The sequence below is a fragment of the Mitsuaria sp. MSU3D genome (genome assembly GCF_056867975.1).
Genome location: NZ_CP200314.1, coordinates 6,088,765 through 6,103,935, shown reverse-complemented (window position 1 = coordinate 6,103,935; position 15,171 = coordinate 6,088,765). Strand labels below are relative to the sequence as shown.

General features: G+C 69.1%; 13 protein-coding genes. 4 read left to right on the top strand and 9 right to left on the bottom strand.

The features are described 5' to 3' along the window. The first annotated feature begins 98 nt into the window (after positions 1-98). On the top strand, positions 99-1,190 hold the full coding sequence (gene ychF, locus AC1VNM_RS26870; RefSeq protein ID WP_377157477.1) for a redox-regulated ATPase YchF: 1,092 nt from the start codon (positions 99-101) through the stop codon (positions 1,188-1,190). 91 nt (positions 1,191-1,281) lie between these two features. On the opposite strand, the gene yddG is transcribed toward ychF, so the two are convergent. Both yddG and AC1VNM_RS26860 read right to left on the bottom strand, forming a co-directional pair. Continuing rightward, the gene (gene yddG / locus AC1VNM_RS26865) at positions 1,282-2,184 is read right to left on the bottom strand and encodes an aromatic amino acid DMT transporter YddG (RefSeq protein WP_483108937.1); all 903 of its coding nucleotides are present in this window, start codon (positions 2,182-2,184) and stop codon (positions 1,282-1,284) included. Continuing rightward, positions 2,171-3,112, bottom strand: coding sequence for an AraC family transcriptional regulator (locus AC1VNM_RS26860; RefSeq protein ID WP_483108936.1), 942 nt, complete (start codon positions 3,110-3,112; stop codon positions 2,171-2,173). Before AC1VNM_RS26860 ends, yddG begins: the two co-directional genes overlap by 14 nt. Positions 3,113-3,206: 94 nt before the next feature. On the opposite strand from AC1VNM_RS26860, the gene AC1VNM_RS26855 reads away from it, so the two are divergent. Further along, the gene (locus tag AC1VNM_RS26855; RefSeq protein ID WP_483108935.1) at positions 3,207-3,971 is read left to right on the top strand and encodes an SDR family oxidoreductase; all 765 of its coding nucleotides are present in this window, start codon (positions 3,207-3,209) and stop codon (positions 3,969-3,971) included. Positions 3,972-3,978: 7 nt separating this feature from the next. Here the strand turns inward: AC1VNM_RS26855 and AC1VNM_RS26850 are convergent, their stop codons facing one another. The 6 genes from AC1VNM_RS26850 to AC1VNM_RS26825 all read right to left on the bottom strand — a co-directional run bounded on the left by AC1VNM_RS26850 (position 3,979) and on the right by AC1VNM_RS26825 (position 11,092). Continuing rightward, the gene (locus tag AC1VNM_RS26850) at positions 3,979-4,848 is read right to left on the bottom strand and encodes a glycoside hydrolase family 16 protein (protein ID WP_483108934.1); all 870 of its coding nucleotides are present in this window, start codon (positions 4,846-4,848) and stop codon (positions 3,979-3,981) included. 23 nt (positions 4,849-4,871) lie between these two features. After that, on the bottom strand, positions 4,872-6,179 hold the full coding sequence (locus AC1VNM_RS26845; RefSeq protein WP_483108933.1) for an ABC transporter substrate-binding protein: 1,308 nt from the start codon (positions 6,177-6,179) through the stop codon (positions 4,872-4,874). Then, positions 6,176-7,072, bottom strand: coding sequence for an MOSC domain-containing protein (locus tag AC1VNM_RS26840; protein WP_483108932.1), 897 nt, complete (start codon positions 7,070-7,072; stop codon positions 6,176-6,178). Before AC1VNM_RS26840 ends, AC1VNM_RS26845 begins: the two co-directional genes overlap by 4 nt. Before the next feature lie 7 nt (positions 7,073-7,079). Continuing rightward, a complete protein-coding gene (locus AC1VNM_RS26835; protein ID WP_483108931.1) occupies positions 7,080-8,483 on the bottom strand; it encodes a glycoside hydrolase family 30 protein in 1,404 nt (467 codons plus the stop codon). A gap of 201 nt (positions 8,484-8,684) precedes the next feature. Further along, entirely contained in the window at positions 8,685-9,923 is a 1,239-nt protein-coding gene (galK, locus tag AC1VNM_RS26830) for a galactokinase (RefSeq protein WP_483108930.1), read from the bottom strand. Then, positions 9,920-11,092: a UDP-glucose--hexose-1-phosphate uridylyltransferase gene (locus AC1VNM_RS26825; protein ID WP_483108929.1), complete on the bottom strand. Its 1,173-nt coding sequence runs from the start codon at positions 11,090-11,092 to the stop codon at positions 9,920-9,922. Before AC1VNM_RS26825 ends, galK begins: the two co-directional genes overlap by 4 nt. Positions 11,093-11,232: 140 nt before the next feature. Between AC1VNM_RS26825 and AC1VNM_RS26820 the strand changes: the two genes are divergently transcribed. Next, positions 11,233-12,243: an ArsR/SmtB family transcription factor gene (locus AC1VNM_RS26820; protein WP_483108928.1), complete on the top strand. Its 1,011-nt coding sequence runs from the start codon at positions 11,233-11,235 to the stop codon at positions 12,241-12,243. A gap of 91 nt (positions 12,244-12,334) precedes the next feature. Here the strand turns inward: AC1VNM_RS26820 and AC1VNM_RS26815 are convergent, their stop codons facing one another. After that, the gene (locus AC1VNM_RS26815; protein ID WP_483108927.1) at positions 12,335-14,605 is read right to left on the bottom strand and encodes an aminotransferase class V-fold PLP-dependent enzyme; all 2,271 of its coding nucleotides are present in this window, start codon (positions 14,603-14,605) and stop codon (positions 12,335-12,337) included. A 103-nt stretch (positions 14,606-14,708) separates the two neighbouring features. On the opposite strand from AC1VNM_RS26815, the gene AC1VNM_RS26810 reads away from it, so the two are divergent. Beyond that, the gene (locus tag AC1VNM_RS26810; RefSeq protein ID WP_067283033.1) at positions 14,709-15,170 is read left to right on the top strand and encodes an Lrp/AsnC family transcriptional regulator; all 462 of its coding nucleotides are present in this window, start codon (positions 14,709-14,711) and stop codon (positions 15,168-15,170) included. Position 15,171: the final 1 nt, after the last annotated feature.

Sequence of the window (15,171 nt, the reverse complement as noted above, 5' to 3'; positions counted from 1 at the left end):
ACGGCGGCGGAAGCTGCGGTTGACTAAAATGCCGGTTTCGCCCGCGCGCTGCCGCAGGCCCACACCAGCATTCCCAGCATTTCCCCCGAAAGCCAACCATGAGCCTCAAATGCGGCATCGTGGGCCTGCCCAATGTCGGCAAGTCCACCCTCTTCAACGCGCTGACCAAGGCCGGCATCGCCGCCGAGAACTACCCCTTCTGCACGATCGAGCCGAACGTCGGCATCGTCGAGCTGCCCGATCCGCGTCTGGGGAAGCTGGCGGAGATCGTGAAGCCGGAACGCATCGTGCCGGCGATCGTCGAGTTCGTGGACATCGCGGGGCTGGTGGCGGGGGCGTCCAAGGGTGAAGGCTTGGGCAACCAGTTCCTGTCGCACATCCGCGAGACCGACGCGATCGTGAACGTGGTGCGCTGCTTCGAGGATCCGAACGTGATCCACGTCAACGGCAAGGTGGATCCGATCTCCGACATCGAGGTGATCCAGACCGAGCTGTGCCTGGCGGACCTGGGGACGGTGGAGAAGAGCCTGCACCGCTACAACAAGGTGGCGCGCGCGGGCGACAAGGAAGCGGCGGCGCTGGTGAAGGTGCTGGAGAAGTGCCAGGTCGCGCTGGACCAGGCCAGGCCGGTGCGGTCGATCGACTTCAGCAAGGAAGAGCTGGTCATCCTGAAGCCGCTGTGCCTGATCACGGCCAAGCCGGCGATGTTCGTGGGCAACGTGGCGGAAGACGGTTTCGAGAACAACCCCTTCCTGGACCGCCTGAAGGAATACGCCGCGGGCCAGAACGCGCCGGTCGTGGCGATCTGCGCGAAGACTGAAGCCGAGCTGTCGGAGATGGAAGACGAGGACCGCGCGATGTTCCTGGCCGAGATGGGCCAGGACGAGCCGGGCTTGAACCGCCTGATCCGCGCGGGCTTCAAGCTGCTGGGTCTGCAGACCTACTTCACGGCGGGCGTGAAGGAAGTGCGGGCGTGGACGATCCACGTCGGCGACACGGCGCCGCAGGCGGCCGGCGTGATCCACACCGACTTCGAGCGCGGCTTCATCCGCGCGCAGACGATCGCCTTCGACGACTTCATCCAGTACAAGGGTGAACAGGCGGCCAAGGACGCCGGCAAGATGCGCGCGGAAGGCAAGGACTACGTCGTCAAGGACGGGGATGTGCTGAACTTCCTGTTCAACGTCTGACCGCCCTTTCGCCGGACCCCAAGACGCCCGCAACTGCGGGCGTCTTTCATTTCACGTGCAGCCAATGCGGATCGGCCGCGGAGCACCGCGCTCAGGCGCCCGGGCGCGCCGACCGAAGCCCCACTCCCGCAATCAACGACCCGATCGCCACCAAGCCCGCCCCAGCCCAGAAGATCAGCGGCAGGGGCGCGCTCAGCAGCACCGACGCGAACAGCGCCGACATCAGCGGCGTGCCGTTCGCGGCGAGGCCGAGGACATGGATGTTCCCGCGCAGCACGCCGATGTTCCAGAGCGTGTAGGCGAGCGTCACCGCCGCGCTCGCGAGCGCGACCTGGATGACGATGTGCATCGTCCAGTTCATCGGCGGGCGCTCCGCGTTGAGCGCGTGCACGATCCAGAAGCCCGCCGCGCTCAGCGCCATGAAGAACCAGAGCGCGTTCTTGCCTTTGGCCATGTGCTTCGTGCAGGTGCTGTAGAGCGCCCACACGATGGCGCCGATGAAGGCGAGGCCATAGCTGAGCGGATTCGACGCGGCGTTGTGGAAGAAGCGGCTGAGCGACAGTCCCTCCGGCGGCGAGGACGCCGTGATCACCCCGGTGAAGGCGAGCGCCAGCCCGGCGAGCATCAGCGCGTTCAGCCGCTTGCGGTCGGCGATGGCGGAGCACAGCACGGTGAGGCTGGGCCAGAGGTAGTTGACCATGCCGACCTCGATGGCCTCGTGGCGCGTGCGCGCGAACCCGAGCGCCAGCACGAAGCAGAGCTCGTACCCCACGAACAGCGCGGCGCCGAGCCAGAGATAACGACGCGGCAGCTCGCGCAGCGAAGTGCGCGTCGGCAGGAGCAGCAGCGCGGACACGGTGAACAGCACGGCCGGCGCGCCGGTCCGGCCGAGGAACTCGATCGTGCTGCGCGTGACGCCGACGGAGGTGCTCCAGAACAGGATGGCCACGAGGCCCAGCAGCGTGGCGCCCTTCGACAGGTCAGACTTCGACATTCATGCTTTCGTTCAGGGCGACGTTTCTGGCGAATCTTCCGGGAGGCATGCCCACGTGCCGCGTGAACGCCACGCCGAACGGGCCGACGGCGCTGTAGCCGACGCGCTCGGCGATCTCCGCGATCGACAGCTCGCGCTGCCGCAGCCATTGTTTGGCGAGCGCCATGCGCCACGCGAGCAGGTAGGCCATCGGCGCAATGCCCACCGCACGGCTGAAGCGCTCGAAGAAGGCGGAGCGCGACATCGACGCCTCCTTCGCGAGCTCGACGACCGTCCATGGCATCGCGGGCGATTCGTGCATGCGCCGCAGCGCCGACGCCAGCTTCGGATCGGCCAGGCCGCGCACCAGGCCCGGCGTCTGCGCCGTGCTCGCCGTCGAGCGGAAGGCTTCGATGAGGAGCACCTCCAGCAGCCGCGACATCACGATCTCGCGCGCCGGCCGATGGGCGCGGGATTCGTCGCCGACGAGCTGGACCAGCGTCGACAGGCGACTTTCGCCGCGCACGTGGACCCACTGCGGCAGCAGCGACACCAGCAGTTCCGCGTCCGGCGAGCCGAGCACGCAGTTGCCGACGAGCATCCGCATGTCGACTGTCCCGTCTGGATCGCCGATGCGCGCGCCGCCCGGCATCGGCGCGATCGGGGTCGTGACGGGCTCGCCCTCGCGCGGCGGCGGGCGATCCAGGCTCGAGGTCGAGAAGTTGCGCGCGGCCGGAATCAGCACGAAGTCGCCCGGATGGATCGTGATCGTGTCGCTGTGCGACGGCCCGTCGATCGTCACGTGGCACGAACCCTCGAGCGCGACGAAGTAGAACGGACGGCCTGTTTCGCTGCGGCGCACCGCCCAGGGCGCGGAAGCGACGACGAGCTTCGAGAACGGCGCCTGCGGCCGCAACAGGGACACGACTTCGGCCAACGGGTCGACCATCTGGACGATCTCGACAAAGGAATGGACTGCGCAGTGTAGTCAGTCCGGATCTCGCCCTCTATCGTGCGGACATCCCCAATCGAAGGAGTTCCCGATGTCCCGCACTTCCACCGTCCTGATCACCGGCTGCTCGTCCGGCTTCGGCCTCGAGACCGCGCGCTTCTTCCTCGACAAGGGCTGGCGCGTCGTCGCGACGATGCGCACGCCGCGCGAGGACCTGTTGCCGCGCTCCGAGCTGCTGCGCGTGCTGCCGCTCGACGTCACCGATGCCGAGAGCATCCGCCAATGCCTCCGGGATGCCGGTCCGATCGATGTGCTGGTCAACAACGCCGGCGTCGGCCTGCTGTCGCCGCTGGAGGCCGTCGACATGGCCAACGCGCGCGCGCTCTACGAAACCAACGTGCTGGGCACGATCGCGATGACGCAGGCGGTGCTGCCGCAGTTCCGCGAACGCCGTGCGGGTGTGGTGGTGAACGTCACGTCGAGCGTGACGCTGATGTCGCTGCCGCTGCTCTCGGTCTACACAGGCAGCAAGGCGGCGGTGAATGCGTTCACCGAGTCGCTCGCGCTGGAGCTCGAGCCTTTCAACATCAGCGCCCGGCTCGTGCTGCCGGGCCGCTCGCCGGGCACGAGCTTCGGCGACAACGCGCGCAAGCTGATGAGTCCCGACGTGCCGGAGGCCTACGTGGAATTCCGCGATCGCGTCTTCGCCGCGGTGCGCGACGCGTCCACGCCGGTGACCCACGCGCAGGACGTGGCCGAGGCCGTCTGGCGAGCGGTCACGGATCCGCAGGCGCCGATGCGGATTCCGGCGGGGGCGGATGCGGTGGCGTTGGCGACCTCGTTGGCAACGAACTGACGCGAGATCACTTCCCCGCCTGATACACCTTCACGTACTCGACCTCGTACCCGATTGGAAAGATGCCGTCGTCGATCTCCCCGCCGAGGTCGCCGCCGATCGCGAGGTTGAGGATCAGGAACTGCGGCTTGTCGAACGGCCATTGCGCCGTTCCCTTGCCCAGGTTCAGATACGCCGCGTGCACCTGGCCGTCGATGCCGAAACGGATCTCCTTCGGCGTCCACAGCATCTGGTAGTTGTGGAACTCGCCGCAGGCCGTGGCGAGCTTCCTGCCGTCGCCGACGCCATGCCCGCCGTGGCCCGACGTCGTGTGCACCGTGCTGAACACCCAGTCGGGCTTCTGGCCCATGTGCTCCAGGATGTCGAGCTCCCCCGATGCGGGCCAGTCGCCCTGGCTGCCGAGCATCCAGATCGCCGGCCAGGTGCCCTGCCCGCAAGGCAGCTTCGCGCGGATCTCGAAGTAGCCGTAGGTCCACTCGGCCTTGCCCTTCGTGATCAGGCGCGTCGACGTGTACTTCTGGCCGCCCCAGTCGGGCTGCGACGACAGCGATTCCTTGCGCGCCGTGATCACCAGCCGGCCGTCCTTCAGCGCGGCGTTCTCCGCGCGCGGGCCGGCGTAGTACTGCTTCTCGCGGTTGTGCCAGCCCTGCTTGTTCATGCCGGTGTCGTAGGCCCACTTCGACTCGTCGGGCAACGCGCCCTTGTCGAATTCATCGGACCACACCAGCGTGTACCCCGCCGGGAGTCCGATCGGACCGGTCGCCGCGCCGCCCTTCCCCGTCGCCGTCTGCGCCTGCGCGAGCGCCGCGCCGCCGTCGATCGCCAGCGCCGCCAGCAAGGGCAAGGCGACCCAGCGCCGCGTCAGTCGTTGCTTCATGAACGAGGTCTCCGTATTGGTATTCAGCGCTTCGCGCGCCGCTGCAGCAGCTGCTCGGCATCCGCGAGCGCCGCCTTGATCGTCTTCTGTCCGCGCAGCACCTTGTCGAGCTCGGTCTGCACGACCTCCTCCGCGAACTTGGCCTGCTTGTGCACCGGCAGCGCGGTGATGCGCAACGCGTCGTCGCGCCACAGCAGCCGCGCGCGCTGCCCGCCGAGGAAGTCCACCGGCTCGCTGAAGAACGGGTCGTCGTGGACGTCGCGCAGCGCCGGGAAGGCGTCGTAGGACTTGAACGCCTGCAGCTGCTGCTTCGGGTCCAGCGTCATCATCTGGATGAAGCGCCACGCGAGCAGCTTGCGAGACGGCGCGGACTTGCGCGCGATCGCATAGAAGGTGCCGCCATACGGCGCATGCGATCCACCGGGTAGCGACGCCGCGCGCCACAGTCCCTTGGTCTCCGGCGCGACGAACGCGTTGAGCTGCCCCACGAGCCACGCCCCCGACAACTCCGTCGCCAGGCGTCCCTGCTTGAAGCCGGCGCCCCAGTCGTTGGACCACGCCGGCACCTTCGCGTCGAGCCCCTTCCGCCGCGCGCGCAGCGACACCTCGAACGCGCGCTCGAAGCGCGGCGAATTCACCAGCACGCGCGACTCGGTGTCGAAGTAGATGCCCTCGCCCGGCTGAAGCCCGTCGGCGATCAGGATGTCCTTGATCTCCTGCACGTTGGCGATCAGGTACACGCCGGTGCGCGCCTTGATGCGCTCGCCCGCGGCGACATAGCTGTCCCAGCTGCGCGTCAGTTCCTCCGGGGGAACGCCTGCGCGCTCGAGGATGTCCTTGCGGTACAGCATCGTGCCGGGCCCGATGTCCGCGGGCATCGCGACCACCGCGCCGCTGCGTGCGATCGCCTGGTCATACGCATACGGCACGATCCGCGGGCGGTAGGCCTCGATGCCGAACGGCGGCTGTCGCAGATCCTCCAGCCCGCCGCCCTGCGCGAATCGACCGACGAAGCTCGACTCCAGCGCCATCACGTCCGGCAGCCCCACCGCCGTCGACAACGCGGTCGTCATCGCCGTGTGATGGTCGGTGTACTGGCGCATCAGGATGCGCAACTCCACGTCCGGATGCATGGCCTGCCACGCCGGAATCGCCGCCTTGGCGATCTCGTCCATCAGCGGGAAGGCCGCGATCGTCAGCACCTCGCGCGCTTGCGCCAAGGCGGGAACGACCAGCACGCCCGACCACGCCGGCGCCGTCATCGCCGCGAGCATCCCGCGTCGGGTGAGGCCCTGGCGCACACGCCCGTCGCGTCCGTTCTTCGCGCTCAAAAGTCGAGCTCCATCGTCATGACCGTGCCTTCACTCAGCGAGCCGCCGGGCGGCGGTCGCAGATAGACGCCGAAACGCGACGCCTGTCCCGGCCAGCGCTGGGCGCTCAGCGCCGCGATGGCCGTGTCGATGCCGGATTGCGCCTCGCCGGTGTCCGGATCGACGTTGGGCACGACGCAGCGCTCGCAGGCCGCCGCGTGCGTCATGCGGCGCCACCATCCCTCGCCGTCCCGCCAGACCAACTGCATCAGGTGTTCCTCGATGAACGGCACCAGCGCCTCCTGCATGCCGCGCAGCACGAGGTTGGGCCGCAGCCGCCGCACGTCGACGCGGGCGAGTCCTTCCGCGGCCAGATGCTCGTTGAGCTCGACCACCGATCCCGTGGAAACCGCGTGCAGCGCGTTCGGCGCCGTCGCCAGCGCCGCGTGCCGATCGAGCTTCACGAGCCGGAGGTCGTGGCCGGTGACCTCGCGCAGGAACTGCGCCGCCAGGGCGCCGGCATCCCGACCGCGATGGCTCACCATGCGGCGTTCCTCCGGATGCCAGATCAGGGCATACGTCGCCGCGCCCTCCGCCTCGCGCGACAGCCGCAGCGGCTGCTGTCCCTGCGCGCATAGCAACAGCGCATCAGCCAGCAGCTTGGGCTGCAGCAGCGCCAGCTTCGGGTGCGAACCGAGCCACGCCAGCTCGCCTCGCGCGTCGACGACGATCCACTCTCGGTCGCCGACGATCCGGCCGTCCTCGTCGAAGCGCACATCGGAGACGCGCACCCCGGCGCAGGACTTCACCGGATACACGTACAACGCATCGACGCAGGCATAGGCCGTAGACGACACCGCCGCGGGATCGCCGTCGATGGCGGCCATGGCGGCGATGACGGAGGTCCGGTCCACGTCGACCTCAGCGCGGCAGCACGTAGGTCGCGATGCAGCGCGGCGGCAGCGCCGCGACGCCCGCCTGGCCGTCGATGCGCAGCGTGAAGCGATGTTCCCGCTCGCTGCGGTTCATCACGACGACGGCGATGCTGCCGTCCTCGTTGACCGCCGCGGTGCATTCGAGGTCCAGGCTGCTCGCCGAACACAGCACGCGGAATGCGCCCGGTTTGATGAAGCGGCTGAAGTGGCCGAGGTAGTCGTACGAGCTCTGCGGCATCAGCCGGTTCTGCTCGCGGTCCGCGAGCATCGGCGCACTGCACAGGTTGCCGACATGGTTGGGTCCGCCCGTCTCGTCGAGCAGCAGGTTCCAGTCGATCCAGCCCACCGTCCAGCGGTTCAGGTCGTTGAGGATGCTGCGCCCGTAGCGCTCGCCGGTGTTCCACGAGCCGATGTGCGGTCCGCCTTCCTGGCAGCCTTCGGTGAACAGCAGCTGCTTGTCGGGATAGGCGTCATGCAGCAGGCCGACGTGGTCGAAGTGGTCCTCGACGTACCAGTGGAAGCCGCAGCCCCAGACGTACTTCGCGGCCTCGGGATCCGAGTACACGACGTCCGCGCGTTGCACCATCTGGTCGCGGTTGTGGTCCCAGATGACGACCTTGATCCGTTGCAGCCCCGCCGCGTGCAACGCCGGGCCGAGATAGTCGCGGACGAAGTCGCGTTCCTCCTCCGCGGTGTAGACGCACGAGTCCCAGCGCTGCACCGCGTCGGGCTCGTTCTGCACGGACACGCCCCAGACGGGCACCCCTTCGGCCTCATAGGCCTGGATGAACTTCACGTAGCACTGCGCCCAGGCCTTCGCGTACTGCGGCAGCAGCTTGCCGCCGTTGTTCATCTGCCCGTTGGTCTTCATCCACGCCGGAGGACTCCACGGCGACACCAGCAGCTTCATCGGGCCCGGCGCGACCTTCATCGCGGCCTGGATCATCGGCAGCAGCGCGCGGCGGTCGCGGTCGATGTTGAAGTGCGTCAGCGCCTCGTCGCCCGGCACGTCCGCATGCGCGTAGTTGCCCAGCGAGAAGTCGCAGCTGTTCATGTGCACACGGTTGAACGTGTAGCCGTGCCCCGCGTTCGCGTCGAAGTAGGCGCGCAGCAGCGCGTTCGCCTCGGCGGGCGGAAGCTTCTGCCACGTCGTCGCGGCAGCTTCGGTGAACGCGCCGCCGAAGCCCTCGATGCGCTGGAAGCGACGTGCGCTGTTCACCACCAGCTTGGGCATGCCCGCGATCGCGGCATCGGCCATCAGTTGCGCCACCGGCTGCAGCGCCAGCTCGGGCTGCGGCGCCAGGCGCGTCGAGCTCGCCAGGTCCGCGCCTTTTGCGGACAGCGTCCATCGCAGGGACGCACGCGCACCCGCTGAAGTTGTCTCCGTCATCGAACTACCTTTGTTGTCGTGTTCTGAACGGCGCTTGAAAGCGCTTTCATAACCCGAGCATAGAGGCAGTCGGCGTGACGGTCAATTCAGGGATGGCCCGGAGGCCTCACGCGGTGGCAGGCCCTCACCTTCTCCCGCAAGCCCTGACGGCGCGAGTGGTGTCGGTCGTGTCGGTCGCGACGCTGGTCGCGTCCGCGGCGCTCATGCCAGCACGCCCGCGCCGTCGGACGCGGCGCAGACGTGGAACTCCGCGGCGCGGCCATCCGGCGAGCGGTAGCCGCGTTCGACCGCAACGCGGATCTCGTCGACCATCGCGCGCGGTGCGAGTGCGATGACGCAGCCGCCGAAGCCGCCGCCGGTCATGCGCGCACCGCCGTGCTCGCCGATGACGTCCTGCATCAGCGCGGCGAGCGCATCGATCGCGGGGACAGTGATCTCGAAGTCGTCGCGCATGGACTCGTGGGACTCGCGCATCAGGTGGCCGATCGCGGCGAGGTCGCCGCGCGACAGCGCGTCGGCCAGGCCGGCGCAGCGCTGGCTGTCGGAAATGATGTGGCGCGCGCGGCGACGCACCACGGGGTCGAGCTGCCCGCCCAGCCGCGACCACAGCGCGTCGTCGACGTCGCGCAGCGCCCTCACGCCGAGCCCCTTCGCCGCGGCCTCGCATTGCTGGCGGCGCAGGTTGTATTCGCTGTCGACGAGGCCGCGCTGGATCTTCGAATCGACGACCAGCACCGCGATGTCCTCGGGCATCGGGATCGGACGGACCTCCAGGCTGCGGCAGTCCATCAGCAACGCCTGGCCCTTCACACCGAGCGACGAGGACAGCTGGTCCAGCACGCCGCAGCGGCAGCCGGCGTAGACGTTCTCGGCGCGCTGGCCGGCGAGCGCCATCGTCGTCGGCGGCAGCGTCCAGCCGTTGAGCGCGGAGAACGCGTGACCGATCGCCATCTCCAGCGACGCCGACGAGCTCAGCCCCGCGCCCTGCGGCACGTTGCCCGCGATCGACAGCGTCGCGCCGCCGACGGCATGGCCCTGCTCGCGCAGCACCGCGACCATGCCTTGCACGTAGCGCAGCCATTGGGGACTGGCGGAGACGTCCGCCGCGTCGCCGATGCGGAAGCGACCGCGCGCACCCTGGGCATCCCGACCCGCAACGCCCACGCTCGCCCCGCCGGTGATGCCACTCGACCCGCCAGGCTCGGCCAGCAGGTCGCAGGCGATGACGTCGACGATGTCGTCGTCGCGCCGCCCCGCCGCCACGACCGTGTCGCGGTCGATCGCGCAGGGCATCGCGAAGCCCTCGTTGTAATCGGTGTGCTCGCCGATCAGGTTGACGCGCGCCGGGGCGCGGGTCAGGCGCTCGGGCGACCGGCCGAATGCGCGTTCGAAGCCTTGCACCGCGCGCTCGCGCGGTGTCGCTGGACGGTCCTGGCTCATGCGCCCTCCGCCTGCGCGGCGCGGCGCGCCTGCCGGTAATGCACGGTGTCGCTGACCTCGCGCAGCTGCTGCGCGGCGGCCTCCGGCGTGAGGTCGCGCTGGGCCTCGCCGAGCATTTCGAAGCCGACCATGAACTTGCGCACCGTCGCCGAGCGCAGCAGCGGCGGATAGAAATGCGCGTGCAGTTGCCAGTGGCGGTTGGCGTCGTCGTCCGGCTGTCCGGCGCCGTGCGGCGCGCCGTGCCAGCCCATCGAATACGGGAACGAACACTGGAACAGGTTGTCGTAGCGCGTCGTCAGGCGGCGCACCGCGACGGCGAGATCGTCCGCCTGCGCCGTCGTCATCGCGTCGAGCCGCAAGGTGTGGGCCTTGGGCAGCAGCAGCGTCTCGAACGGCCACGCGGCCCAGTACGGCACGACGGCGACCCAGTGCCCGGTCTCGACGACCAAGCGCTCGCCCGCGGCCAGCTCATCGCGGACGTAGCGGACCAGCAGCGGTTCGCCGTGCCGGTCGAGATACGCGCGTTGATGCGCGTCTGCGAGCACGGCCTCGTCGGGCCACTGATCCAGGCCCCAGACCTGTCCATGCGGATGCGGGTTGGAGCAGCCCATCGCCGCGCCCTTGTTCTCGAAGACCTGCACCCAGCGATGGCGCGCGCCCATGTCCGCGGACTGATCCATCCAGGCCCGCACGACGGCGCGCAGTTCAGGCAACTCGAGTTCTGGCAGCGTGCGGGCGTGATCGGGGGAGAAGCACAGCACGCGGCACTCGCCGGCGACCGGTGTCGACTGAAGCAGGTCGGCACCCGCTTCGTCCGGGACAGCAAGGGTCGCCTCGTCCCCCTGCGGCGGCTGCAGCGCCGCGAAGTCGTTCGTGAAGACGAAGGTCCCCGTGTAGTCCGGATTGCGCTGACCGTTCGCCCGGACGTTGCCTGCGCACAGGTAGCAGGTCGGGTCGTGGCTCGGCAGGGGCGCGTCGTCGATCGACTCCTGTGCGCCCTGCCAAGGACGCAACGTGCGGTGTGGCGAGACCAGCACGTGACGGCCGTTCAGCGGATTGCGCCGACGGTGGACGCGGCCGGGCCGGTCGGCCCGCACCGCAACGCCCTCGGGCGAATCAGCGGGGGTGGCGATGTCGGCGACTCGCCCGTCGTGGTGTACCGGGTTCATGTTGGCGATTATCACGAATTTATTTGTTATTAATGGCAGAACTTCACCCGGGTCCCCAGAGCAACAGGGCCCATCTCATAAACTCGCCAATTCATCGGGTCCAAAGCGATGGCCCGCAACAAGACAACAGGGAACGCGCGATGGTGGAGGTCTCGGGCAGCCGGGTCTTGACGGTGGAGGGAGACGCGGCGCTGGCCGTCGCCAAGGCCCTCGCCTCGGACACGCGGCAGGCGATGCTGGGCCTGCTCACGCACCAGGTGCTGAACGTGTCGGAGCTGGCGTCGGCGATGAACCTCCCGCATTCGACGGTGAGCTTCAACATCAACCAGCTGCAGGCCGTGGGCCTCGTCTCGGTGGAGGTGGAACCGGGCACGCGCGGTCGGCAGAAGCTCTGCTCCAAGCGCTACGACGAGGTGCGCCTGCGACTGCCCGGCGCGGCGATCGAGTCGCAGCCCAACGTCATCTCGATCAGCATGCCGATCGGCAGCTACCGTCACGTCGAGGCCAAACCCACCTGCGGCCTGGTCAGCGAGAGCAAGATCATCGGCATGCTGGACGACTCGCGCTCGTTCTTCGAGCCCGAGCATGTCTACGCGCAGCTGCTGTGGTTCGGCGGCTCGGGCTACGTGGACTACGCCTTCCCCAACAACCTGCCCTACGGCGCGGTGCCCAATCACCTCGAACTGTCGATGGAGATCTGCTCCGAGGCGCCGCAGTTCAACGAGGACTGGCCCTCCGACATCACGCTCTGGATCAACGACAAGGAGATCGGCACCTGGACCAGCCCCGGCGACTACGGCGGCAAGCCCTCGCTGCTGATGCCGGGCTGGTGGCAGGTCGACCGCACGACGCACGGGCTGCTCAAGCAGTGGAGCGTGGGGGAGCAGGGCTCGATGATCGACGGCGTCGCGCTGGGCGCGGTGAAGATCGGCGACCTGGACCTGCCGCAGACGAATCACATCAAGGTGCGACTGGGCGTCAAGGACGACGCCCGCAACCGCGGCGGTCTCAACCTGTTCGGCCGCAAGTTCGGCAACTACCCGCAGGACATCGTCATGCGGATCGCGTTCGACTTCCCGCGCGGGCACGGCCCCGATGCGGTCGCCGCGGACGCCTCGGTGTCGTCTCGACCGCCGCGCGAGATGCGCTGAGCGGCCCAGGGTTCACGGCGCCACTGACGCGCTCGCGGCGTCTGACGCGGCCCGTCAGCAACAAGCACACTTGTTATCGACGACACCGCGCTCAGATCGCGATGGCGTCAAGCGTCGTGGCTGTCCGGGTGGTCGGCCACAGCGCCAGGCCACCGGCCAGGCTCCACGCCTGCCCGTGGCCGAGTCGGCGCAACGCCCGCGCCGCCTGCGCGCTGCGGTTACCGCTGCGGCAGAAGAAGATCACCGGCGTCTGCTCCGGCAGCGCACGCCAGCGCGGCAGTGCGTTGATCAGCGCCGACAGCGGCACCGCCTCGGGCGCCAGTTCGTCGGTGGGGCTCATGCGCGCCTCGTAGGCCTCGCGCACGTCGACCAGCACCGGCTTCGGTCCGACGCCGTCGCCCAGCATCGACTGCAGGCTCCCGACGTCGAGTTCGACGCGCTCCGTCGCCCGCGCGCAGTCCACGCGCGCGCCGCAGGCCATCGTCTGGTACTCGGTGGGCGCGAGGTCGCGCTCCAGCACGCCCTTGCCGATCGCGAAAGCCTCAGCGCTCAGGCGCCCCTTCAGCACGCCGTCGAGCAGCGGCTGCGCGCCGCATTCCACGGCAAGCGTCGTCGCAAAGCGGTCGTCGTAGTCGTGTCCGGGCAGCAGCAGGCCGTTCAGGCCGACATTGCGCTCCAGCGTCTTCAACGACGGGCCGAAGGCGGCCGGCGCGCTCTGCTCGAAATCGCTACGGCCCAGCGCGCCCGCCATCACCATGTCGCCGACGAAGGCCGAGATCAGCTCGCCGCCCGCGTGCAGCAGGTAGGCGGTGGAATCTTCCGTATGGCCGGGGATCGCGAGACGCGACAGCCGATGCGCGCCAAGCGCGATCACCTCGTTGCCCTTCGGCCAGCCCAGGGCGTCGACGCGATCGGCCAGCGCTTCCTCGGCGAGCAGGCTCGTCATCGCGTCGCGCAGCGCCTGCGCGGACGAGGCATGGTCGCCATGGCTGTGCGTGTCCAGCACCGCGGCCAAGGTCAGCCCGCGACATCGCATCCACTGCGACAGCGTGCCGGTGAGTTCGGGCAGCGGGTCGACGACCACGCAGCGGCGGCTGGACACATCGGCGACGACGTAGCAGCAGGCGCCATCGACGGCGAAGCGTGTGAGCAGCTCCGGTGCCTGCGGGGTCTCGTTCGGTGCCGGCGTCTGGCAGGTCGCGCGCAGCGACTCGCCACAGGCGCGCAGGCGTCTGCAGGCTTCATCGATGGTCGACTCGGCATCGGCCGCGCCGAAGGACAGGCGCACCGCGGCGCCGGCTCGCCACGCCGGCAGGCCCATCGCCTGCAGCACGTAGCTCGGCGCCGCCTTCGCCGCGCCGCAAGCAGAGCCCCCGCTGACGCGCAGGCCGGCGGCGTCGAACAGGTCGAGCAGCAGCTTCGCACTCAGCCCGGGGACCGAGACGTTGAGCGTCGTCGGCAGGCTGATGTCGAACGGCGCGTTGAACACGACGCCGGGGAAGGCCTCGCGCAGCGCGTCGGCCAGGCGTTGGCGACGGTCCAGCAACTGGCCGAGCGACGCAAACACGCCGCCGCCTTCGAGCGCCTCCAGCACCGCACCCAGCGCGGCGATGCCGGCCATGTTCTCGGTGCCGGAGCGCTGCGCGCCCTCCTGCCCGCCGCCGGCCATCAACGGCGTGAACGGGGCGCCCTCGCGGACGTAGAGCATGCCGACGCCCTTGGGCGCGTAGAGCTTGTGGCCGGAGAACGGCGCGTAGTCGATCGCGCGTCCGCCGAGTTGCAGCGGCAGCTTGCCGAGCGCCTGCACGCCGTCCACCAGCCAGAGCGCGCCGGAGCCGCGCAGCGCGTCGGCAATGCCATCGAGGTCGCTGATGACACCGGTCTCGTTGTTGGCGGCCATCGTGCAGACCAGGCCGGCCGAGGAAGCGTTCGCGCGCAGCCAGGCAAGGTCATGGCGGCCGTCGATGCCGACAGGGATCGCGACGACATCCAGGTCCAGGCCCAGCAGCGTGTTCCAGTGTCGGAGCGCCTCGGGCACGGCCTTGTGCTCGGTGGCGCCGTAGAGCAGTTGCGGCGGGATGGCCTGGCCGGCCTCGCGCCGTTGTCGCAGCGCGGTCAGCGCGGACAGCACGGCGGTCTGGATGCCCTCGGTCGCACCGCTGGTGAAGACCAGCCGGCCGCCCGGTGCGCCCAGCACGCGCCGCGCGGTGGCGCGGACCGCGTCGAGCCGCGCCCGGGCCTTGAGGCCACTGCCGTGGATGCTGCTCGGGTTCCCGAACGCGTCCGCCATCACGGAGAGCGCGGCGTCGCGGGCCTGCGGCAGGACGGGGGTGGTGGCGTTGGCGTCGAGGTAGATTTCCATGGTGGTCGATTGTCAGAAGTCACGCTTGGAATCCACGTGCAAAATCCATCTTTCCTTGGCCGATTTCGGCAATTGAATTCCAAGGTTGGCCAACATGACGAAACTGGATTCCATCGACCGAAAGATTCTCGATGTCCTGCAGCGGGACGCGTCCGTGCAGGTGAGTGAGCTGGCGGCGGAGGTCGGGCTGTCGACGACGCCGTGCTGGCGCCGGGTGCAGCGGCTGAAGGAGTCGGGGGTGATCACCCGCAACGTGATGCTGGTGGACCCGAAGAAGGTGAACGTCGGGGTGACGGTGTTCGTGTCGGTGCGGACGAACGTGCACTCGCAGGCCTGGTTCGACCAGTTCCGCGCGGCGATCGAGGCGATCCCGGAGGTCGTCGAGTTCTACCGGATGAGCGGCGACGTGGACTACCTGCTGCGCGTGGTGGTGCCGGACATCGCGGCCTACGACCAGGTCTATCGCCGGCTGATCGCGGGGACGCAGCTGTCGGACGTCAGCTCCAGCTTCGCGATGGAGGAGCTGAAGTTCACGACGGCGTTGCCGTTGTCGTATATCGCGTGAC